This is a genomic window from Psychromonas saccharinae, assembly GCF_051201515.1.
Taxonomy (GTDB): domain Bacteria; phylum Pseudomonadota; class Gammaproteobacteria; order Enterobacterales; family Psychromonadaceae; genus Psychromonas.
This window is the reverse complement of record NZ_CP195153.1, coordinates 1,527,165-1,549,282: the sequence shown is the minus strand read 5'-3', so window position 1 is coordinate 1,549,282 and position 22,118 is coordinate 1,527,165. Positions and strand designations below refer to the sequence as shown.

The following is a 22,118-nucleotide window of genomic DNA, read 5'->3' as shown; positions in this document are numbered from 1 at the left end:
GGGTTTATTGGGAATTTTTCAAGAGGAAAAACAAAAAAAAGGAGCAATAAGCTCCTTTTATGAACAATTTATCATTTAATTGCTTATTTATCAGACGATATTAATTTTTCTTCTTCACCTGATGAGTAAATAACTAACGGTTTTGATTCACCTTTAATCACGCTTTCGTCAACAACTACTTTGCTAACATTCTCAATTGAAGGGAGATCATACATAGTATCAAGTAATACGCCTTCTACAATTGAACGCAAACCACGCGCACCGGTTTTACGTTTCATTGCTTTTTGTGCCATCGCAATCAATGCATCTTCTCTAAATTCGAGTTCAACATCTTCTAGCGAGAATAACGCAGCATATTGCTTCGTAATCGCATTTTTAGGCGTAGTTAGTATTTCAACTAAGGCTTCTTCATCAAGCTCCGTCAATGTTGCAACAACCGGTAAACGCCCAATAAATTCAGGAATTAAACCGTATTTTGCTAAATCTTGCGGCTCAACCTTTTTAAAGGTATCACTTAACGATACTTTAGAATCTTTATCTTTTACAACTGCACCAAAACCAATACCAACACCTGTATCGATACGTTGTTCAATAATTGAATCTAAACCAGAGAACGCACCACCACAAATAAATAAAATCTTAGAGGTATCGACTTGGATAAACTCTTGATTAGGATGTTTACGTCCACCTTGAGGCGGAATAGAAGCAACAGTACCTTCAATAAGTTTCAATAAGGCTTGTTGTACACCTTCACCAGACACATCACGTGTAATCGATGGATTTTCTGATTTACGGGTGATTTTATCGATTTCATCAATATAAATAATACCGCGTTGTGCTTTTTCAGGATCGTAATCACATTTCTGAAGTAGCTTTTGAATAATGTTTTCAACATCTTCACCGACATAACCTGCTTCAGTTAACGTCGTCGCATCTGCCATTGTAAAAGGAACATCAAGTAGACGTGCCATGGTTTCTGCTAGTAATGTTTTACCACTACCCGTTGGTCCAATTAATAAAATATTACTTTTACTTAATTCAACACCATTTGCCGTATCACCATATTTTAAGCGTTTATAGTGATTGTATACCGCAACGGACAGTACTTTTTTAGCAGTGTCTTGACCGATAACATAATCATCTAAGTTCGCTCGAATTTCATGAGGCGTCGGTAAATGTTTTTCGTTACTATCGAATTCTGATGCACTGCTTATTTCTGCAATCTCTTCACGAATAATATCTTCGCAGAGGTCAACACATTCATTACAAATATAAACAGAAGGACCAGCAATCAGTTTTTTTACTTCATGTTGGCTTTTTCCACAGAAAGAGCAATAAAGTAGGCTACTACTATCACCTTGGCCACCGATTTTGTCTGACATATCTATTCCTTAATTTCTAACTACGTTTTGTTAATATTGAATCAACAATACCGTATTCTACTGCATCGTCTGCACGCATAAAGTTATCACGGTCAGTATCTCGCGAAATAACATCAATATCTTTACCCGTATGGAATGCAAGTAACTCATTCATACGTTTTTTGGTTGCAAGGATCTCTTTAGCATGAATTTCAAAATCCGATGCTTGACCTTGGAAACCACCTAAAGGTTGGTGGATCATCACTTTTGCGTTTGGTAAACAATGGCGTTTACCCGGTGCCCCACTGGCTAATAAAAATGCGCCCATGCTAGCGGCCATACCCATACATACAGTACTAACATCAGGTTTAATAAATTGCATGGTGTCGTAAATGGCCATACCGGCACTGATCGAACCACCAGGTGAGTTAATATAAATAAAGATATCTTTTTCTGGGCTTTCTGATTCTAGGAAAAGCAGTTGAGCGGCAATCACATTTGCCATATGGTCTTCAACTTGACCCGTTAAAAAAATAACTCGTTCTTTTAATAAACGAGAATAGATATCATAAGAACGCTCACCTTTTGCTGTTTGTTCCACAACCATTGGAATAAGCGCGTTACTAATTGGATCCGTGTTTCCAGCAAATGGATTTGACATGTTCTACCTTAATAAATGATTTATAAAAATTAATAGATTAAAGACGAAAATGGCCCGAGTGAGATCACACGAGCCATTAAATCAAACAATTATTCAAGTAAACTTAAATCTATTAAGCAACTGTTTTATTCATAACTTCATCGAACGATTTGTTCACTTCTGTTACTGTAGCTCTTTCAAGGATAAAATCAATAGCTTGTTCTTCTAATGCTACATTTTCAATGTTCTGCATCATTTCTTTATTGTTTTTGTAATAAGCCACTACTTCAGCTGGATCTTCGTATGCAGACGCTGCTGATTCAATCAGTGCAGTTACTTTATCTTGATCAACTTTTAATTCGTTCGCTTTAATCACTTCACCTAATACTAAGCCAACTTTAACGCGTTTTTCAGCTTGCTCTGTGAATAATTCAGCAGGCAGTTCAGGCATGTTTTTAGGATCCATTTGTTGAGAGTAACGTTCAACAGCTTGTTTACGTAAAACGTCAACTTCACCTTCAACTAATGCTTTTGGTACTTCAACTTCATTTGCTTCAACTAATGCAGATAATACTTTATCTTTAGCTGCTGTTTTTAAAGCTTGGTCAAGTTCACGTGCCATGTTTTGTTTAACATCAGTTTTTAGTGTTTCAAGTTCGCCTGACTCTACACCGAATTTTTTAACGAATTCAGGTGTAACTTCTGGTAATACTTGCTCTTCAACTTTAGTTAGTTTGATAGCAAACTGTGCTGCTTTACCTTTTAGGTTTTCAGCATGGTATTCTTCAGGGAAGTTTACATCGATAGTAAATTCTTCATCTGCTTTATGACCAATGATTCCGTCTTCAAAACCAGGAATCATACGGCCACTACCTAGTACGATTTGGAAAGCTTCAGCTTTTCCGCCTTCAAATACTTCACCGTCGATAGAACCTTCAAAATCAAGTGTAACTTGATCATCGTTACCCGCTTCACGCTCAACGGCATTCCATTCAGCATGTTGTTTGCGTAATGTAACGATCATTTTATCTAAGTCAGCGTCAGTCACTTCAGCCGTTTCTTTTTCTACTGCAAGCTCTTCTAGAGGAGCAAGTGCGACTTCAGGGTAAACTTCAAATTTAGCAGTAAACACAAATGCTTCACCTTTTTTACGAGGTTGTGGTGCTACTTGCGGTGCGCCTGCTGGATTTAATTTTTCAGCAACAACTGCTTCAAAAAAGTTACGTTGCATTACTTCACCAGCAACTTCTTGTTCAACCGCTGCGCCAAAACGTTTAGCGATAACAGATGCAGGAACTTTACCAGGGCGGAAACCATCAACACGTTGTGTTTTAGATAAATGACGAATACGACCATCATATTCTTTATCAAATACGTCAGCATCAACTGTAATAGTTAGCGTACGCTCTAGGCCTTGTGTTGCTTCAACAGAAACTTGCATTTTATTTCCTTTATCTTGTCCGTTAATAATTTTAAATGTTCTTATTGTTCTATTACATAGGGGTAAATAAAACAATTACAAGGGATACAATAAAACTTTTTATGTATTTCCCTTATTTTTGTATCAGAACTAAATTAATATTTTGATGAAATTTAAAAACGCGTCATTATAGACGCTGTTACTGCGTTAGTCGAGCTTTACAAAAAAGGGAATATGTACTATTTCGCACACTTTTAATGATTAAATATAAATAAAGTAGACAAATTCGTTTTATTAACGATAAAAAAAGCACGAAGCGTATAGCGAAAGAGAGGATCATTAGGGTCTGTTTATCTTTCGTAGCCTAACCTGTAATGCCTAAAAATAACTCAATCAAGGCGCGAAAAGTGAGGTTTAGTCATTCTAAATAAGCTTTGAGCAACACAGAGTGAGTGATTTTTAGGCACTACCCGAAGGGCTGGGACTCTTTTTTACTCTGATTGCGTTGTCAAATGTTAACTATAGATGGCTATTACTTAAATTTTCCGCCTTGCCAGAGTAAAAAATAGCCTCCAGCAGGAACGGCGACGAAAGATAAACAGACCCTAGACTTGTAAAAACAAAAGCCTAATGATGCTAATGGGTTTCTAAGCACGATTTAATATAAGAAGTTTTTAACCCCAGTAAAAATAATTTGTGCTGCGATGGCTGCTACAAATAAACCAATAATTTTCGGTAAAATTTCTAAACCTTGCTTACCAATTAAATGTTGTAACTTATCGGCCATTAATAAAACAACCGCGAGAGAAATCACGGAAGCCGCTAATGACATGATGACAGAGAACACATTCAGCGGTCCTGACATCTGCGCACCATATAACATTAAAATACCGATTAATCCCGGTCCTACCGTCGATGGAATCGCTAGCGGCACAATAGAGAAGTCTTCGCCTCTGCGAATATCTGTTTCAGGCACTTCCGAATCAGTACGTACCATATCTAATGCGCTTAAAAAGAGCACAGTGCCCGCTCCAATTCGAAAGGCATCTAAAGTAATTCCAAATAAGCTAAAAATATACTTACCGAAAAGTAAGAATATTAAACTTGTGACCATCACGGCCACTGAAAATTTAATAATCACATTCTTTTTTTCAATCCTATTTAACCTTTTACCAAGCGTTAAAAAGACCGACAACACAAAAAAAGGAGTCATCATAAAAAAGAGTTTTAAGTACAACGTAAAAAAATGTTCCATCGCCACGCCTAATGGGTTAAAAGGGCCAAAAAAATAGGAACGCGATGCTAACACAAAAGAGATCATTTAAGCGATAAATAATCCCCATAAAATACTAAAAATGTGCAGCTACGAATGACTCGCTTGCAATCGCTCAACCAAACGGCTCGCACGTTGTTTTTTTACTTTGCACGCGCTCGCCATAACACCTAAATCAGCAAACAACGACAGTCGGTTTTTAGCACGGGTTATCCCGGTATAAATTAACTCTCGAGTGACCACTGGCAAAGGATGATCGGGCAACATTAATAGTGTGTGTGCGAACTCCGAACCCTGACTTTTATGCACCGTCATAGCAAATACCGTCTCAAAGCGTGGTAAACGACTACTTTGAAAATCAGCAATCGAACCATCTGGCATTTGAAAGTAAACCCGTAATTGATTTTTATCGTTCAACAGACAAATACCAATATCCCCATTAAACAATCCTAAAAGATAATTATTTTCAGCAATCATAACCGGTCGTCCCGGATACCAAACACTGTGTTCTTGTTCCTGAGCACGGATATTAACCAGTCCAGCATCAAGCAGTACTTTTTCACAACGCTTATTTAACGCGAGTACGCCATAATCACCTAATCGGGTCGCGCAGAGAATCTTAAAAGTATTAAAGGTGTTTAGTAATTGCTTAGCATCATTTCGATTGGAATCATTAATAATCACTAAATTCTTCAGATAAGGCGAATACCCTTCCAATATTAGTTTATCGAGTAGATTAAGATCAGCATCACTGTGACTAAAATACTCCAAGTCCGCATACTCATCGCATAAGCGTAAAATTTGTTTAGCCGTTGTTTTACCAGCATTCACACTCTGTGCTAAAAAGCCGATACCAGAATATTGATCAAAACGGTAACTTTTACGCAGCAAACATAAATTATCAGCCATCGTAATCGGATTGGATTGTTTATTTATCAAACTGCTAAATCCAGTTAAATCCGCTAATAATTTTGCTTTTTGATTACTGTACCCCGATTCAATAAAAGAACAAATATCGCCAAGTACTGCTCCCGCTTCAACCGAAGCCAATTGATCCTTATCGCCCAATAAGATAAGTCGAGCATGATCAGGTAATGCCATTAATAGTTTTGCCATCATCGATAAATCAACCATGGAAGCTTCATCCACCAGCAACAAATCCAAATGTAATTTATTGTCTTGATTATGCCTAAAATGCGCACTGTTTGGTTTAACACCTAAAAGACGGTGAATAGTAGATGCTTCACTCGGAATTTTAGCTTTTAATGCCTCATCAATCGTTAACTCGGTCAACGCATTAGTAATAGATTCCGTTAATCGCGCAGCCGCTTTACCCGTTGGCGCGACCATCTTGATTAATAAATGGGGTTGTACTTTTAATAAAAGCGCTAATAGTTTAGTTACCGTGGTAGTTTTACCCGTTCCCGGCCCACCTGAAATAACACACCGAGCAGAGGTCAATGCCAACGCTGCGCTCACTTTTTGCCAATCGCAACGTTCACTTTCATTAATTAAGGTCGATAACGGCTGTAAATCGTCGCTACTTTGTGCCCCTTGGAAAACATCCGTGACGGCTTGCCAATCCACTTTAGCCTGTGGAATAACATCTAAAAACTTCTCACATAATGGTCCAATCGCTTGTTTTTGATCCGCGCACCAAGCCTGCCATAAATAGTTATAATTAACCATAAAGAGAGAATCTAATTCAGACTTTATATCACCATTTAATTCAAGCACCGGTTGGATCAATAATTCATCTGCAATCAATTGTTCAAATTGAGCATACCGGTTTAAATACAACGCATTAAACGCTAACGTCAAGGGTGCATGTTCACCAACGCAAAGCGAATTAGTTAATACGGCATGGACTTCACTATCATGATGGAGCAAACACTCAATATTATATTGTTCACAAAATTGCTGGAAATTAATCTTGCTCACACTGCATTTCTCGTGTAGATGTCCAGTCACCTGCTCAAGGGGTAAGCAAATATGTCCCATCCCCAGATATTCACTGGTAAAAGCAGCACAAATAGTGGTGAGGTTATCGCCACCTAATTCACTCATAAAAGTCGCAAAATGATAATCGATTGAACGCAGTAGTCCTTGCTCCTTCCATTTTTTTAGTTGGCTTAACATACTAACTCCTGCGTTGCGTTATTATCTTGAAGTTCACCGGAAAACAATTTATCAAGCCCATCGATTAAGGCAAAATCTGGTTTATTAAAATACACACCATATTCATTATCGCCCTGCATACCTCGCAGGAAAGTATAAAAAACACCGCCAATATGGGTGTCATAATCATAATCGGGAATGCGTGATTTTAATAACCGATGTAACGCTAAAGTATAAAGCTGATACTGGAAATCATAACGATGTTCAATCATGGCTTGCTCAATATTGGCCTGATTATAATCTTCTAGCGTGTCACCAAGGTAATTAGATTTATAATCGAGTACGTAATACTGACCGTTCATTTCAAAGGTTAAATCGATAAATCCCTTCAAAAATCCCTGTACTGTCTGAAATTGTAAATCCCCCGCACGTGCTGAAAGACGATCATAACGCTGTAGTAACTTATTCACCTGCCACGCGTGGATTTGCTTCATATTGATAAAAAACTGCATCTCAACTTTGGTTTTATCCGGTGCTAATGCCGATAATTTTACGCCAGAATCGCTGACCAGTTCTTGCGCTAAAATTTGCATAACCCAATCAGTCAGTACGTCAGCCCATAATTCTGGCTCATCGTAAAAGTGATGCATTAACTGTGCTTCAATCAGTTCTCGTAAACTGTCACGGTCTGTCGTTTGAAAATCAATTATCTCAAACAATTCATGCAAGAATGTCCCGTGTTTCGCCCCCTTTGGAAAACTAAAGGGACTTTTTACTAATTCAGACAGTGGCAACTCAGGTTCATTCACTGCCTCTGGTGTTTTATCTTCAACGGTCGTGACGGTGGAGTGGAAACGCGATAAAGCAGAATAACTGGTGATCCAATAATCTTTTTCGATAGTACCGGTAAATAAAGTCGGCTGTTGCAACGGCTCTGTAGTGGGTGAAGCTTGATAGGGCAAATCATCTGTAACAGGAGCACTGCGAACAGCGATATTCGCCGAGCTTTTTGCCATCTTTTCTAATGCTTGTGTTAATGCATCGGTATCACCCGCCAACAAGTCTTTCTTTCCCTGTAAACAGATATAACCCAATGCACTTTTTGTTAATGGGCTATTTTTAACTCTGCCGGTTTTATAACTGCCGATACCGATATAGCATCGATACACGCTGCGTGTTAGGCCAACGTATAATAGGCGTAGATTTTCCGCTAGATTCTCTTTCTCGGTTAATTCAACGTGAGTTTTCTCACCATCGAGATCATAAATCAATTGATGATCATGCGCTGGATCGTGATACAAACAATCCCATATTTTTGTCTGTATACCCGTAAACGGCATAAATACGATATCGTATTCTAACCCTTTAGATTTATGTAATGTGCTGACTTGTACCAAATCCCGCTCGCTTTCTAAACGTTGTTTTTGTTCGCCTGCTTCCCCATTACTTTCTGTAACTTGCGCAGAGAACCAACGGAATAAGGCAAAATGCCCTTCGTATTCAACACTGTTTTTCTGTAATAGCTCGGCTAAATGTAATAAATCCGTTAATGCACGTTCCCCCTGTGATGAACGTAATAAATGCGCGCTAATGCCCTGCTCATGAAATAGTTTATGCAGCATAGCTAATACGCCCGCTTTTTCCCAAATGGCGCGGTATGCTAAAAACTGCACAATTTTTTCTTCCCAGAGATGGTTATCTTCTAATAATTGATGGATTTGTTGAGGCGATAGCGCAAATAATTTACAGGCGATAGCGCTACGTAAAAAACGCTCATTTTCAGGATTAATACAAGCCCGTAAAATACGTAACACATCTTCCGCAAGTGGTGTGTCATAAACACTCTCTTTTAAGGATAAGTACACACTATTAATATTTTCATGGAATAACGCTTTACGAATTTCAGCCGCTTCTTTACCCGTGCGTACGAGTATCGCAATATCATTTGCTCGTAGCGCCCTTTTCTCACCGTGTTCATTTTCTAAATAAGCATTGCCCTGTTGTGCGAGCTGTAAAATAGTTTTAATTTCGTTCACACAAGCTTCAGTAATCGAAGCTTTAAACCCCTGGGTGTTTTCTCCTCCCGCTGTAACTATAAATTGCAAGGCGGTTTTTGCGGTATCATCGTCATTTTCAATCACCAATTTTTTACGCTTAATGGCAGGTGCTTTAACCGGTAAAAAAGGAATATCCTCGTTATAAATAAACGGGGCAGGACAATGATTAAAAAAGGCATTAGCGGCATCAATCATGGCTTCACTGGAACGATAGTTATAATCTAAGCTGTAATGCGCACTAACATTTTGGCGCGCTTGCATATAGGTAAAAATATCCGCGCCACGGAAACTATAAATCGCTTGCTTAGGATCGCCAATCATAAACAAACCCGCAGTATTATCATCGGCTAACGTCTCTGGCCGATAGATATTTTGGAAAATACGATATTGCACGGGATCCGTATCTTGAAACTCATCAATTAAAGCAATCGGATAGGCTGATTTAATCTGTTCCGCAAGATGTTGATCCGGAGACTGTTGTAAGGCAGTATCTAAACGTGTCAGTAAATCATCAAAGCCTAATAGCATTTGCATCTGTTTGCTCGATTGCAAATGATGACGAATCCATTTAGTCGCTTTGATTAATAAGGTATTTTTAAGAGAAAGGTCTTGCTCTAATAGCGCCTCAATATCCTTAAATACCGAATGTGTTGGTGTGGCCCCCTTCGGTGTTTTTTCATCGAGGGTCTTCTGAGAAAATTTAAACAGGTTTTTCGGTACAGTTAGGCTTGAATCAGATTGTGCAGCCCAAGCAGATACTTCATTTAACCAATTCGGTAAATTCTTTTTAGTATAACTACGTTTAGACACATCGGAATGATTAATGACATCGGCAAAATCATCTTTATGCGCTAACCAGCTTTGTTTAAGTTGATTAATTGCCTCGAGGCTAGTTTGATATTTCTGTTTAAAATCAAAATCAGTAATAACCGGGAAAAACTTAACGTCCTGACGAGATAACCACCCCCGTAGTTCATTCTTTAACTGTTCTGGATTTTGCCAATAACTGTAAATTAACTCACTTAAGGGCGTTGAAAGATCATAAAAATGACTGCGCCAAAAATCATTACAACTTTGTAATAACAATTTTGTATCGTCTTCTAGTAAGGTTTGTTGAAATAAACTCCCCGACTCAAAGGCATTTTGCATTAACATTCGCTGACAAAAACCATGAATGGTATAAATGGCAGCTTCGTCCATTTGCAACTCTGCAAATCGTAATAATCGAACAGCTAAGGTTAAATTATCGGTTTGATCAATAATCTGTTGAGTGAGCGGATCACTACTTTGCCCCTGCAAAAATGCCAAACGAACCTGTTGAATACGTTCTCGAATACGTGAGCGTAACTCCGCCGTTGCAGCTTCGGTAAATGTCACCACCAAAATTTGCTCAACGGTTAACGGTTTATGATGTGCATTTTCACCACCGTGTCCCAATAACAAACGAATAAACAAACTGGCAATGGTATAGGTTTTCCCCGTTCCCGCAGAGGCTTCAATCAATCGCGCACCATAAAGTGGAAACGTCAATGGTTCTAAGGATGAAACCACAATCGTGTTATCGGTTAATTCAGCCATTCGAGTTCATCTCCTGCACCATATTCAATAATATTCATATTACTCAAAATCGGTTTAAATACCGCCATTGCTAATTTTTCAAATTCCAACCAATGCTCTTCTAAATTATCATAACAACGTCGAATATAAGGGTCGGCCCCTTCGGCAAAACCACGTGGATTTGCAAACACACCTAACGCCGCTTTTTGTCCCTCGGCACGCGTTTCAAAGGTTAAATCAGCATCGATATAACATTCTGGTTGTGCAGCATGTACCGCAAATGCCCAGCGAAAAGCACTTTCCACAAAGAAAGGCAAAGGACGTTGATAACCTTGTTCAAATAACTCAATTAACTCAGATAATTTTTGATACGCATAATCTGCCGTTAACTCCTCAAAATAATACCCCGATTCCTGTCCCAATAAGCTCGCATTCAAGTTTTCACCGTAGGCTATGCAATAACTTAAATGCTCTACCCATATCGATAGGATCTCTTTGCCTTTAATATTACCGGTTTTAATACGCACTAACCCATTGTCACAATGATCCTTTAATTCACCGACTAATTTTTTATCCGCAAATTGAATATCAATACTAATGGTCTCCGTTTCACCAATAAAAAATCCCGCCGCTAAATCAGCCAAGTTATTCATGCTCGGTAAATCTTTATTGAAAATAAGGGGAGCAAATTCCCCCAACGGTAATTCCCCCGTTGCTTTAATTTCGGTAAATAACTGCTCCTGAGACCTTCCTTCAAGGGCATAGTTAAACTGTTTATTTTTCAATAAATATTGTTGTAAATTATCCAATGAAAACGGTTCATCATTATCTTGTTCGTGTTTATCTAATTCAAAATAAGCACCCAAACGATGGTTATAAAAAAACTTACAAGGGTGTTTTAAGAATGCAATTAAATGGGTTAATTCGAGTTCCTCAATCGGCGCATCAAGGGGTAAAAACGCCTCGTCATTATTCGTTGTATTCACTTCTGCGGTTTGAGCTAACCACCAGTTAGGATTATAGGTTTTGAACTTACCTAGGTAATAAGACTCACTAAAACTCTGCATTGGATAATGTCGATTGAGAAACGCTAACAACGCTTTTTCGGCGACATTACTTGGGCTATATAAATGCGCGCTAAGGGTAAAACTTTGTTGGCAATAATTAAGTAATTCAGAAACTAATACCGACGGCATTTTTTCACTGTTATCATGAATATCTTGACCGATATAACTGATATACAAACGTTCTCTTGCGGACAATAATGCCTCTAAAAACAAGTAACGATCTTCATCACGACGAGAACGGTCACCACGTTGACGATGTCCGGCCATCAAATCAAATCCCATCGGCACAATATTACGTGGATATTGCCCATCGTTCATGCCTAACAAACAAACGACTTTAAAGGGAATCGAACGCATTGGCATCAAGGTACAAAAATTAACTTGTCCGGTTAAAAATCGTTGGCTATTCGATTGTGCAGACAGATGATTCTCTAAATGCTCGATTAATACCAATAGCGACAATGGCTGTACAAAATTAGCCTGCTGCGTGTATAACAAGAGATTATCAAACTGTTCGCGAATCAATGCAAACACATCACTATTATTTTCATTTTCAAAATAAAAATCATCTATAATCTGATAACCAAAGGCTTGCCATTGCTCAGCATTATAGGATTGCTTCAACCCTGTTTCTAAACCGATTAACGCATCGATAAAATCAATGAACCTTCCTAATAAATCGCCCTGCAAACCTTGAATTTCATCGTAAGGTGCAATATCAGCAAATAACTCATCGCCCATCGCATAACCAAGCAACATACGTTTTAAACCAAACAACCAGCTATTCTGTGGCAGCTCCGGTAAATCCCATTGCGTGGCACTTTTCTCATTGAGTCCCCAACGAATACCACTTTCATTGATCCACTTTTGCAACACAATGAAATCATCTTGGTCGATATTAAAACGCTGTAAAATAGCTGGGACTTCGAGCAAAGCAAAAATATCATCCCGGGTATAGCGACTTTGATTAAGATTTAAGAGCTGTAAAAAACTCACTAAAATGGGATTTTCCTGCTGCGCACTGACATCGGAGATAGAAAAAGGAATATAACGGTTACGCTCAACGCTATTAAATACCGCCTGCACATAGGGCGCGTATTGGTCAATATTCGGCACCATCACGATAATATCCTTGGGCGTTAAGCTGCTATCCGCTTCAAACATCGCCAATAAATTATCGTGTAACACTTCCACTTCACGCATGACACTGTGGGTTAAATGAATCGTTAAGGATTGATCCTCTTCACTAATCACCTCACGTTCAGTCGCATCTAAAGTTAATGGGCAGCAACTATCCTGAAGGTCTAAAATATCAGCCTGAATATGATGCAATAAAGTATCACGCTCGATATCCACAAAAGCATCAATTTCCTGCTCTTCTAATACACACATTTGATATAAAAAATCGCGCCCCATTTTCCCCATCGACGCCAATAACGGATTCCCAACCTCTTTTTCTGGATCACCACTCATCGCCCACGCTAAATGTGCTTCATTCTTTTTCCAGCTGGTACTTTGTTGATTTTCTAACTGTCCATCGGTCACGGTTAATTTAGGACGGCTTTGAGCAAAGCGTTTACCGAGTAATTTAGGGTCAACAATATCAGCCCAGTAAAAACGGCAAGGATTGGTTAAAAAGAAATGCACATCGCAATGTTCAGATAAACCCACCAAAGCATGCAGATAAGAATCGGGCAGTGCAGAAATACCAAACACAAAAATACGCTGTGGCAAATGCGAGAGGGATTGTTGCTGCGCGAGGGTTGCAAGAAAATCTTTATAGAGACCCGCTCGGTGATAGACCTTACCTTGGTCGGCAAAGGTTTGCTCAATCGATTCCGATAATTTTTTCCAAAGCTTGGCTTGCCAACGTTGCTCATCTAACCAAAGTGGAACTGACTCCCCTTCGCCATTCGCCCAATTATCTAATTGAATCTCAGAACTCGTTTCCCAAGCATCAATCCACTCTGGTCGATACACTAAATATTGGTCAAAAATATCCGCAATTTTCTGACTCAATTGGAAACGCTTACGCAATTGATCATCACCTTCAAGGTAATTTAATAATGCAGCAAAGTCAGGATCGTCCAAACATTCAGGCAACAACTGCATGATCTGCCAGGTCATCGACATTTTATTAAAGGGACTTTGTTCCGGCACATCGGGCAACACTGCTTTAAACTGCTGCCAAATAAAACTGGCAGGTAACGGAAAATCAATATTCGCGGCAATACCGGTTTTCTCAGCAATCTGTAACTGCAACCACTGCGCCATACCAGGGCTTTGTACTAAAATAGTTTCATTTGCAAGCGGGTCTGAGAGCGGGTCTTGCTCCATGAATACAATTAATAGGTCTTTTAACAGATCGAGTTGGTTGGAATGATAAACTTGAAACACACGCAGCCGCCTTTTAAAAATGAAGTATTTTTTATAATACACCGAAAGTGGTTAAGTGTGGGTAAAGTAAATTTAATCATTAGGTTGGTGAATAAATCGTAGTCGATTGGAGGTTATTTATTAACATTCACTTTTTTAAAAGATCAACCAGGGTAAGTTATTCCATAACCCGTTTCTGTTTTTTGTTTCCTTGTTGCAATGTTGATGATCGCGATTTACAGGGACGCACTTTCCACGCTCGCCACTCTGTTTCATGTTAGATTTCATCATTGGAATAGTACCAGCATTGGCACACCTCACTGAATTCCCTCTTATAAAACTAGCCCCCACAGAAGACAGGTTAATTAAATGAACTGCCGTATTTTTTTTAAATAATAGGTATTAAATTGCAGCCTATCAAAAAGCTTTATATACCTTAAACTGTTACCTTCATAAATTGTGAAAGGCTAATTTCATCAATTTCGCCAGTGATTGGCAACATCTACTAACTTTAAACCTGTTGATATAATCGTTTTAATTATACTTGTTATTGCTGATAGAACCCATATACACATTAAAACCAGAAGCATTGTTCCGACCGGTTGATCGAAACCAAATATGAAATGTCCGCTTTCCGTGGTGATAGTTATTGCCCGCTCGGTTCCTGTAATTTTGTCTAATAAAAAATTAATTGGACCAAAATTTTCAGGCGTAACGAGCGCATCGGTGATTAGATATGCAATAACAATTAATGTAGCAGCTCCCGCAATAACTAGAATAACGCCAATCGCAAGTATCATTGTTTTTGAGCGATTTCTAGATTGCTTTATTGTTTTATTGTTTTAGGGAGATTATCAGATGTTTCTTCTGACATATTTTCACCTTTATATTACTAAAAAATTATACGGGTAAATTATTAGATTCACAAAAAACACACCAATCATTTTTTCATGACTAAAACATATTTTATATTTTTTAATTAATTTTTTCAATAAGTTGAAGTTAACAACAATTGAAATGGATAACTATTTTTTTAATAGAGCAAGAGAAGAAATCAAATAAAAGTATATTACTTAAAAAACGAAGTTGGCGAACATCTACTGGCAACGATATTCAAAGCGTTTCCCATTGTAGAGGTCTTCTCTACACAAAAAAACACGACGAACACAACGTGAAATGCAATAAAAATAGTTTGTCCCTGTAAGTGAAAATAAAAAAGAACAATATTGCGTCATACCTATCTCAATCAATGTATTTAAGGACACTATTTAAATAGTGAGATGAAATTTCAATCTTTTAAAAAAGAAATGGAGCAACCATATATTTATTACAATAAATTCAATATATTATAAATTTTAACTTTAGCTATCCCACTTTTATTAAAAAATAAAAAACCTTCCAACCACGTTAGGAAATGATTGAACTATGCGTAAATCAGATAAAAAACTAGAAAATCAACTCAGAGTTACTTTGACTGAGGTGTGTGATGTTGCATTAAAAGAAGGTACTGGTTTTCAATGGATCACGCATTCTGTTGATTACAATAATTTTTATAAAAGTTTAAAAATTATTTGCGTCTTTGATACGAAGGAGAATCTTTCTCAATTTATGGCAACGGGTAGCAATATTGACTTAAATAATTTAATTCAAAAAAAACTACTTGAAGCGGGTATTATCTTAAAAGGAATGACTGCAAATATTGCTTATGACACTAAAGAAAACCACAAAACAATAAAATAAAACGACAGCAAAACCGACACTTGTAAACGTCGGTTTTGTGAATTCAGGAATGACAAATAAGCTTAGGTATTATGTAAGTAATATTTAAGGATGGCTTGTCGCTAATTGGTAAAATGTTGCCTGAGCATAATCATCGGCATCACCTGATTTATTCTGGTTGTAAACACCTGCTTTAAAGTACATATATTTACCACCTTGATCATAACCACTTTCAGTCATATCCGTCACACTAACGACATCATTTTTACCTGGACGCATGATAGTTACTTTTAAAGTATTACCTACAACATTGATTTGATAGCTAAATTTTTCATCTAACGCAATTCCATCAGAAGGATTACTTGCGCTGTTGCTTTTACTGCCAATCATTTCGACATAGATTTCTTTGTTAACAACTGGCTCATGTGCGTAATAAATCGACCCTTTGCTATTACCAGGAAGTTTACGGTAATAAATACGAACGGGTTCATTATGGTTAGCGTGAATTTGCCCAATAATAACCCGACCGACTTGGGAACCTTTGCCAGTGGATGTTACGTGATTAACCGCCAATGTCGCATCCATTGTCCCATCAATGCCACCAGCCGCAGCTTGGTCTGCAGCAGGTGAAGTTGAGAAAACCCAATTGTTACCTGTTACTCCGGTTGTTTTATTACGGGTATTACCACGGCGTAACATACCGCGTAATTCAGAACGTGTGTAGGATGTATTTTTAGACGTTTTAGCCCCTTTAATCGGCGCTTTAAACACCATGCCGCCATCTTCACTTAAATAAAAAAAGTCTGCGGAAGCATAACCCGCATTTAATTGTTTTTCTTTAATTTCATCCGCTTTTCCATTTTCATCTTCATCAACGGGTATACTTAATTTCCAACCTAATAAATCAAATTTAGTAGAAGGAGCAATCACTTCTGCAGCGGATACGTTAGCGCTTGAACTTAAAGCCACTAGCAGTAAACTTGCTACGCCCGTCGTGTATGTCATTAGCTTTTGCATTTTAAATCTCTATTAATAAATGAACCTTTCATTGTAATAAAAATTCGACATTAATGCGATAGACTAACTTAGCTTATCACTGTAATAGAGTAATAATAAAATTGTGTAAATATCATCATATAAAAACAAATGAAAAAAATACTAGTCCAGTTATAATTGCTTGAATTAACTAAAAGTATAAACTAAATTCATCGTTGCTAAACTTGCGAAAGGAATGGCATGTAAATGAATTAATATTGAGGAGTACCATCTTTAAATTCGCCTGCAAATACATCACCGCTAGCCCACGTAAATGTACCTTCTCCACCCATTAGTCCATTTTTCCATGTCCCAATATATTGATCGCCATTCGCCCAGGTTTTAGTACCCAGCCCATTCATTAGACTGTTTTGCCACAGCCCGATATATTGGTCACCATTTGCCCAAGTAAACGTACCTTGACCACTTCTTTCACCGGCTTTTAATAACCCTACATATTTATCACCATTTGCCCAGCTATAGCTACCTTGTCCATCAATTTTTCCGCTTTGCCATAAACCAACATATTGATTACCATTTACCCAAGTTTTAGTGCCTTGCCCATTCATTTGACTGTTTTGCCACAGCCCGATATATTGGTCACCATTCGTCCAAGTAAAAACACCCTGCCCATTCATTTCACCGCTTTGCCATAATCCAATATACTGATCACCATTGGCCCATGTTTTAGTACCTTGGCCATCGTAAAGGCCATTTTTCCATTGGCCTACGTATTTATCACCATTAGCCCAGGTAAAAGTGCCTTGCCCCTCTCTCTGAGATGCTTTCCATTCGCCTTGGTATTTATCGTTATTTTTCCAAGTAAAGGTGCCAGTGCCATTAGCACAATCTCCTGAAATACAATCTGCATTAGCATAACTGCCGGACAAAAACAGGGTGAGTAACATGATGTTTAGCACGGTGATTTTTTTCATAAAAACCTATTTATAACATGATTATATAATATTAATTTCACCTCAATATATCATAATCATGTCGCATAATAGGGAGTCAAATAAGTAATAAATAAGATAATAAAAGCATAGAAAAAACGAGAAAAGCGTTACCAATCAATCTACAACAGAATCAAGATCCAATATCCAAGGAATAGTCAGCCAAGGACTTGCAGCATCCGTTAACAAATACTGATAAGCCTTTTCTGTCACTCCTCCCCTCGCCTTACTTTGTTCTAATGACCAGAACTGGCCTCCAATCACATGGTTCAAACCAAGGTCTTCCCATGAATCAAATGTATACTGAAGTGACTGAGCCACAGGCATAATTAATGTCCAGGCTTCATCTTCAGTCAAATATCCAGCGATACATACCGATTACCATTCATGCAAAAAAGACATTTATATCCAAGCCACTTGAACACCGCTAATCGGCAGGCATACAACAGCGCTTGTATCGTTTTCCGCTGCCGCAAGGACAGGGATCTTTCTTACGAGGTGTCACAACTTCGGCGATGCTAGCAAGATCTTGCTGATAAAAATCACTTAACGACTTATATAAATTAGGATGTTTACGCTGTAATAGTTTTGGACGTTCAAAGAAATACTCAGTGGCAACACTAAAAAACTCTGCGTTATTTGTGGCTGCATAGGGATTAATATTGCTTTCTTTATTTTCTATTTCGATTATTTTTTCGCGCACAAAATTAAGCCAAGGAATGGAAAAACTAAATTGCTTCAATCGTTCTGGAAAACCATCGCAGTCGCCATCGGCCATATCAATTAAATGGGCAAACTCATGGATACCAACATTACGTTTGTCTTTATTATTACTAAATCCATAATGAAGCGCATTACGACTTAACAACATTTTCCCATGCATCATGCCGGTGCCAACCATCCCCTGAATATTTGAGTCCGGTTGAACAGTCATAATATCGGTATTAAAACTAGAAGGTAAAAGAATAACCGTTTGTAGATTAAAGTAATGCCACTTCGGGAATTTCCAAACTGGAATAATTGCACTCGCAGCCACCAGCACGCAATCTTCATATGTAACATCGACGCCATTGCCAACAATTTCGGTTGTGTCTAAAAACAAATTAATCCGTTGTTCAAACAACGTTTTATCTTCGCTAGAAAGTGCTTTATAAAATTCGACTTTGTTACTAAGAACAGTCCGCCACTCTGCCGGAAAAGGGGTAGGTTGTGTTTTTTTTGAGGAAAAAAGTTGCTTAAAAAAAGCGAAAAAATCTGAAAACATTTGTATATCCATTGTCAATAATTGCCAAAGATTATACTACAATTTTATTTTTTATATTCAGTTCTTTGATTTTTAAGGCAACTTTTAAAATTCGATGCTTCGGCTAAACTAACTTAATAGAGCATAATCGATAATACTGCGACGGTATAATGCTAATAACTCGTTGCTTTTTACGGCAACACCAATTTTTTGTGCTGGCTTGACGCTCCATTCATCGGTTGGATAAACGCGTTGATCACATTTCTGAATCGTCATCCCTTCTGCGACACCTTCTGTCACTACTCGTATGGGACCTTCTCGAAGGGTAAATAATTCAGGATTAATCACATAGGCGATCGCGGAGGGATCGTGTACATGGCAGGCTTCAATCCCAACACGTTGGCTATAAAATCGTAAGTAGAAACGGCTAACATCCCAAATAAATTGACCAACTTCCCTAGCTTCATCGCGTAATGTATCTAGGTATTCTCTCGTGAAAAAGCTTTGCTCGGTAACATCTAGCCCGATCACCACTACTGGCCATGAAGCGGTCAACACAATATCTGCGGCATGCGGATCATCGTGCACATTAGCCTCTGCAAAGGGAGTAACGTTACCATAATGTTTATTTTCGCCAAATGCTCCGCCCATAATGACAACTTCTTTGACTAAATCGACAATAGAAGGATCTGCTTGCAATGCTAAAGCGAGATTGGTTAACGGGCCGATAGCGACTAAGGTTATTTCTCCAGGTTCAGCTTTGACGGCATCAATAATATATTGATAAGCCGCGCCCGATGTCACTTGCTCTGTCAGCTCAGTTGGGACATTAACATCACCTAAACCACCTTCACCATGTACAATAACAGTGGGTCCAACGGGCGGACGCACAAGCGGTTGACTTGCCCCCTTGACAACATCTGCGTGAAGCTTAAATTTTTGTTTGAGATATAAGGCATTATGAGTTGAATTTTCAATCGTTGCATTACCATAAACCGTCGTGATTGCTTTTAATTCAATTTCAGGGTTAGCCTCGGCAAACAAAATAGCCATGACATCATCAATCCCTGGATCAGTATCCAATATAATTTTACTTTTCATCTAGTTAACGCCCTTGTTGCGATATGTTATTGTTAATATACCCGTAACGATTCGAGATGAAAATCCGATAATGAACATAAAGCTAGGTAAAATTTTAAAAACAGGTTGGCGCATTGCGATCGCGTTCGGTTTTGTGGTGGGATGCTTTGTTATTTACTCTGCATGGCAACATAATCCTCAACAGGCATATCATAGTGCAGAAAAAATTGAATGGATAAATCTCAGCCTGCTCGGCCTAATCTGGTGGCTCATTATTTCAACTATAGTTGGCGGTATTACATCGGTGTGCTCGATTATTGGACATAAAATATACCGTCATTTCACCCCCTATACCTAGCATTTTATCATTGAACTCAAGATTTCCCTTTTACACAGCAATGCTGCTGTAGTCCTTGAATATCAATTAAGCCAAACAATATAACAGGGAACAGCGCTTTGCTTTTTTCTATTTCATTGCATATTTTAAGTCTTTGCAATGAAAGAGAAATTATTATTTTTATTGTATTTTACTACTGATTTTAAGTTTCGTTTCTTATTGCAAAACAAACTAGACTAGTCAACTTGTACGACTTCGTGCCAACCTTTTTTAAGATAATAAAGCATTGCAATGCCCAATATGGTCCCAATTGGCGCATTAATTAAGGAGAAAATAGCGAAAACCACACCTGTTATTTTAGCCCATTTTTTATTCTGTTTAATCGCTGTTCCGACATACAAATAAACAATTGGGATAATCAAAGCAACCATAAACCAAATAATAGGCGTCGAATTAAAATCACCATCTCCATATATAATCGGCATTAACATAGAAATAATGACTAAAATTAATATGACCAATATGACCCACCCCATTAATCGTAATAGACGGCCTGCTTTTTCTAGGTTACTCATGAATAATTCCTTATTAATAAAACTCTAATTTGTTTTTTTTCATTTCACTGACATGGTTCAACAAGTATTGCTCAATATAAACTTGTTTTTCATATAGCCATTGATCAAATTGTGTTAAAAACAAATCGCGATTGTACAGAAAAGTCGTGAGATAACTATAGGGGGTGTAATTGGTAATCAAATGATTAATCAACTTCTTATTCGCTTCCCCTCGCTCGCTATTAGATGAACGACAAAGGTAGAAAATCAAGCTATCATCGATTGACTCAATATCTTGGTTTTTTTCTATTTTCATCAACAGTTCATAAAACAGATGAAATTGCTTCGGCAATGTTTCAAAATTGTCGTGAATAAACTGACTCATCTCATAGGTATCAGGCGTATCTTCGTAATTATAATGTCCCGATTTAACCATGTAATCGAGCACTAATTGCCGTTTCTTTTCTTGTAATGCATCCTTACTGGCGGTTAATTTCAGTAAATCAATGTTGCTAATAAAACCATGTTCAATAAGAAACTCAAACACTTGACGAATATCCGTCGACTGTATAATGGTTACATCATCACTTTCATCAACATCGTATAACGGCTGCAAAGCAATAACGGTCGTTTTGCCACGCTCTGGTAAATGACGAAATATATATAAGCCACCATAATGCTTAGTATAAAAATATTCCTTTGAATATTTCACTTTGGTTGGAATCATTTGATTATTGCGAATGTCTCCGGTGACTTTGACGAGCTCAATAATTTTCTCTAATTTATCCGATTTCATCCATTCTAAATCATTCGAGTCATCAAGCTCTTTCATTTTCGTTTTGAGTTTTTTAGCGACCTCTATAAAATTTTTGGTTGAGTTAACTTTTACTTTCACGGTCACAGCATCAATAACATCGGACAATTTATTGACGCGATAAATATTATTTTCTAACTCGCCATATACCGCATCGAGCGCAGTAAGAGTGAGTAAACTTTTTGAATTATCACGGATAAAGGATTGAATAATTTCTGAAGTTGAACTGAAATGACTACGTGAAATCGGCAAATATTGCTGCTCAATGCTGATAATAATAAAGCGTTTACTGATACCACTGGCATTCAAGTAATCAGGTGCATTAAACTCCTCTGCTATCTCAGGCGAGTATCCAGAACAGTCAATGTGGAATTTATCAAGTTTCGTTTCAATACCACAGGTTTTAAGTAATGCGCGATTATATCTTGCAATCAGGTGTGGAGACTCAACTCGCATTAAGTCACCAAACATCAATTCATAATTCATTTCAATCTCATTGTGTTTAATTATCACG

General features: G+C 37.9%; 17 protein-coding genes. 2 read left to right on the top strand and 15 right to left on the bottom strand.

The genetic code is table 11. The features are described 5' to 3' along the window. Window positions 1-83: 83 nt before the first annotated feature. The 8 genes from clpX to ACR30L_RS06825 all read right to left on the bottom strand — a co-directional run bounded on the left by clpX (window position 84) and on the right by ACR30L_RS06825 (window position 14,669). Window positions 84-1,382: an ATP-dependent protease ATP-binding subunit ClpX gene (gene clpX, locus ACR30L_RS06860; protein ID WP_435237285.1), complete on the bottom strand. Its 1,299-nt coding sequence runs from the start codon at window positions 1,380-1,382 to the stop codon at window positions 84-86. A gap of 16 nt (window positions 1,383-1,398) precedes the next feature. Then, complete coding sequence (gene clpP, locus ACR30L_RS06855; RefSeq protein WP_435237284.1) at window positions 1,399-2,022, bottom strand: ATP-dependent Clp endopeptidase proteolytic subunit ClpP; 624 nt, start codon at window positions 2,020-2,022, stop codon at window positions 1,399-1,401. 112 nt (window positions 2,023-2,134) lie between these two features. Then, the gene (tig, locus tag ACR30L_RS06850) at window positions 2,135-3,442 is read right to left on the bottom strand and encodes a trigger factor (RefSeq protein WP_435237283.1); all 1,308 of its coding nucleotides are present in this window, start codon (window positions 3,440-3,442) and stop codon (window positions 2,135-2,137) included. Window positions 3,443-4,079: 637 nt separating this feature from the next. Continuing rightward, a complete protein-coding gene (locus ACR30L_RS06845) occupies window positions 4,080-4,676 on the bottom strand; it encodes a MarC family protein (RefSeq protein WP_435237282.1) in 597 nt (198 codons plus the stop codon). Between the two features lie 108 nt (window positions 4,677-4,784). Continuing rightward, window positions 4,785-6,833 (bottom strand): exodeoxyribonuclease V subunit alpha, encoded by a 2,049-nt coding sequence (gene recD / locus ACR30L_RS06840; RefSeq protein ID WP_435237281.1) that lies wholly within the window; start codon window positions 6,831-6,833, stop codon window positions 4,785-4,787. After that, window positions 6,827-10,447 carry an exodeoxyribonuclease V subunit beta gene (recB, locus tag ACR30L_RS06835; protein WP_435237280.1) on the bottom strand — a complete coding sequence of 1,207 codons (3,621 nt, stop codon included), beginning with the start codon at window positions 10,445-10,447 and terminating at the stop codon, window positions 6,827-6,829. Before recB ends, recD begins: the two co-directional genes overlap by 7 nt. Beyond that, window positions 10,435-13,890 carry an exodeoxyribonuclease V subunit gamma gene (gene recC / locus ACR30L_RS06830; RefSeq protein ID WP_435237279.1) on the bottom strand — a complete coding sequence of 1,152 codons (3,456 nt, stop codon included), beginning with the start codon at window positions 13,888-13,890 and terminating at the stop codon, window positions 10,435-10,437. Before recC ends, recB begins: the two co-directional genes overlap by 13 nt. A 455-nt stretch (window positions 13,891-14,345) precedes the next feature. Continuing rightward, window positions 14,346-14,669, bottom strand: a complete 324-nt coding sequence (locus ACR30L_RS06825) for a hypothetical protein (RefSeq protein WP_435237278.1) — start codon at window positions 14,667-14,669, stop codon at window positions 14,346-14,348. A gap of 625 nt (window positions 14,670-15,294) precedes the next feature. Between ACR30L_RS06825 and ACR30L_RS06820 the strand changes: the two genes are divergently transcribed. Further along, complete coding sequence (locus ACR30L_RS06820; RefSeq protein WP_435237277.1) at window positions 15,295-15,609, top strand: Fis family transcriptional regulator; 315 nt, start codon at window positions 15,295-15,297, stop codon at window positions 15,607-15,609. Window positions 15,610-15,693: 84 nt separating this feature from the next. Here ACR30L_RS06820 and ACR30L_RS06815 read toward each other — a convergent pair whose 3' ends face one another. The 5 genes from ACR30L_RS06815 to ACR30L_RS06795 form a co-directional block, all read right to left on the bottom strand. Further along, window positions 15,694-16,605 carry a polysaccharide lyase family 7 protein gene (locus ACR30L_RS06815; RefSeq protein WP_435237276.1) on the bottom strand — a complete coding sequence of 304 codons (912 nt, stop codon included), beginning with the start codon at window positions 16,603-16,605 and terminating at the stop codon, window positions 15,694-15,696. A gap of 230 nt (window positions 16,606-16,835) precedes the next feature. Beyond that, window positions 16,836-17,558, bottom strand: coding sequence for a hypothetical protein (locus ACR30L_RS06810; protein WP_435237275.1), 723 nt, complete (start codon window positions 17,556-17,558; stop codon window positions 16,836-16,838). Between the two features lie 135 nt (window positions 17,559-17,693). Continuing rightward, on the bottom strand, window positions 17,694-17,933 hold the full coding sequence (locus ACR30L_RS06805; protein ID WP_435237274.1) for a DUF1266 domain-containing protein: 240 nt from the start codon (window positions 17,931-17,933) through the stop codon (window positions 17,694-17,696). Between the two features lie 70 nt (window positions 17,934-18,003). Then, complete coding sequence (locus tag ACR30L_RS06800) at window positions 18,004-18,840, bottom strand: zinc-dependent peptidase (protein ID WP_435237273.1); 837 nt, start codon at window positions 18,838-18,840, stop codon at window positions 18,004-18,006. Between the two features lie 108 nt (window positions 18,841-18,948). Continuing rightward, window positions 18,949-19,920 (bottom strand): nucleoside hydrolase, encoded by a 972-nt coding sequence (locus ACR30L_RS06795; protein WP_435237272.1) that lies wholly within the window; start codon window positions 19,918-19,920, stop codon window positions 18,949-18,951. A gap of 70 nt (window positions 19,921-19,990) precedes the next feature. Between ACR30L_RS06795 and ACR30L_RS06790 the strand changes: the two genes are divergently transcribed. Next, window positions 19,991-20,257: a hypothetical protein gene (locus ACR30L_RS06790; protein WP_435237271.1), complete on the top strand. Its 267-nt coding sequence runs from the start codon at window positions 19,991-19,993 to the stop codon at window positions 20,255-20,257. A gap of 215 nt (window positions 20,258-20,472) precedes the next feature. Here ACR30L_RS06790 and ACR30L_RS06785 read toward each other — a convergent pair whose 3' ends face one another. Both ACR30L_RS06785 and ACR30L_RS06780 read right to left on the bottom strand, forming a co-directional pair. Next, window positions 20,473-20,811, bottom strand: coding sequence for a hypothetical protein (locus ACR30L_RS06785; RefSeq protein ID WP_435237270.1), 339 nt, complete (start codon window positions 20,809-20,811; stop codon window positions 20,473-20,475). A 13-nt stretch (window positions 20,812-20,824) separates the two neighbouring features. Then, on the bottom strand, window positions 20,825-22,090 hold the full coding sequence (locus ACR30L_RS06780) for a DUF6638 family protein (RefSeq protein ID WP_435237269.1): 1,266 nt from the start codon (window positions 22,088-22,090) through the stop codon (window positions 20,825-20,827). Between the last annotated feature and the right edge of the window lie 28 nt (window positions 22,091-22,118).

What these genes read in the sequence shown, in the direction of transcription:
- clpX (WP_435237285.1), bottom strand. Translation starts at nt 1,382, where the DNA reads ATGTCAGACAAAATCGGTGGCCAAGGTGATAGTAGTAGCCTACTTTAT.
- clpP (WP_435237284.1), bottom strand. Translation starts at nt 2,022, where the DNA reads ATGTCAAATCCATTTGCTGGAAACACGGATCCAATTAGTAACGCGCTT.
- tig (WP_435237283.1), bottom strand. Translation starts at nt 3,442, where the DNA reads ATGCAAGTTTCTGTTGAAGCAACACAAGGCCTAGAGCGTACGCTAACT.
- ACR30L_RS06845 (WP_435237282.1), bottom strand. Translation starts at nt 4,676, where the DNA reads ATGGAACATTTTTTTACGTTGTACTTAAAACTCTTTTTTATGATGACT.
- recD (WP_435237281.1), bottom strand. Translation starts at nt 6,833, where the DNA reads ATGTTAAGCCAACTAAAAAAATGGAAGGAGCAAGGACTACTGCGTTCA.
- recB (WP_435237280.1), bottom strand. Translation starts at nt 10,447, where the DNA reads ATGGCTGAATTAACCGATAACACGATTGTGGTTTCATCCTTAGAACCA.
- ACR30L_RS06825 (WP_435237278.1), bottom strand. Translation starts at nt 14,669, where the DNA reads ATGATACTTGCGATTGGCGTTATTCTAGTTATTGCGGGAGCTGCTACA.
- ACR30L_RS06820 (WP_435237277.1), top strand. Translation starts at nt 15,295, where the DNA reads ATGCGTAAATCAGATAAAAAACTAGAAAATCAACTCAGAGTTACTTTG.
- ACR30L_RS06815 (WP_435237276.1), bottom strand. Translation starts at nt 16,605, where the DNA reads ATGCAAAAGCTAATGACATACACGACGGGCGTAGCAAGTTTACTGCTA.
- ACR30L_RS06810 (WP_435237275.1), bottom strand. Translation starts at nt 17,558, where the DNA reads ATGAAAAAAATCACCGTGCTAAACATCATGTTACTCACCCTGTTTTTG.
- ACR30L_RS06800 (WP_435237273.1), bottom strand. Translation starts at nt 18,840, where the DNA reads ATGTTTTCAGATTTTTTCGCTTTTTTTAAGCAACTTTTTTCCTCAAAA.
- ACR30L_RS06795 (WP_435237272.1), bottom strand. Translation starts at nt 19,920, where the DNA reads ATGAAAAGTAAAATTATATTGGATACTGATCCAGGGATTGATGATGTC.
- ACR30L_RS06790 (WP_435237271.1), top strand. Translation starts at nt 19,991, where the DNA reads ATGAACATAAAGCTAGGTAAAATTTTAAAAACAGGTTGGCGCATTGCG.
- ACR30L_RS06785 (WP_435237270.1), bottom strand. Translation starts at nt 20,811, where the DNA reads ATGAGTAACCTAGAAAAAGCAGGCCGTCTATTACGATTAATGGGGTGG.
- ACR30L_RS06780 (WP_435237269.1), bottom strand. Translation starts at nt 22,090, where the DNA reads ATGAATTATGAATTGATGTTTGGTGACTTAATGCGAGTTGAGTCTCCA.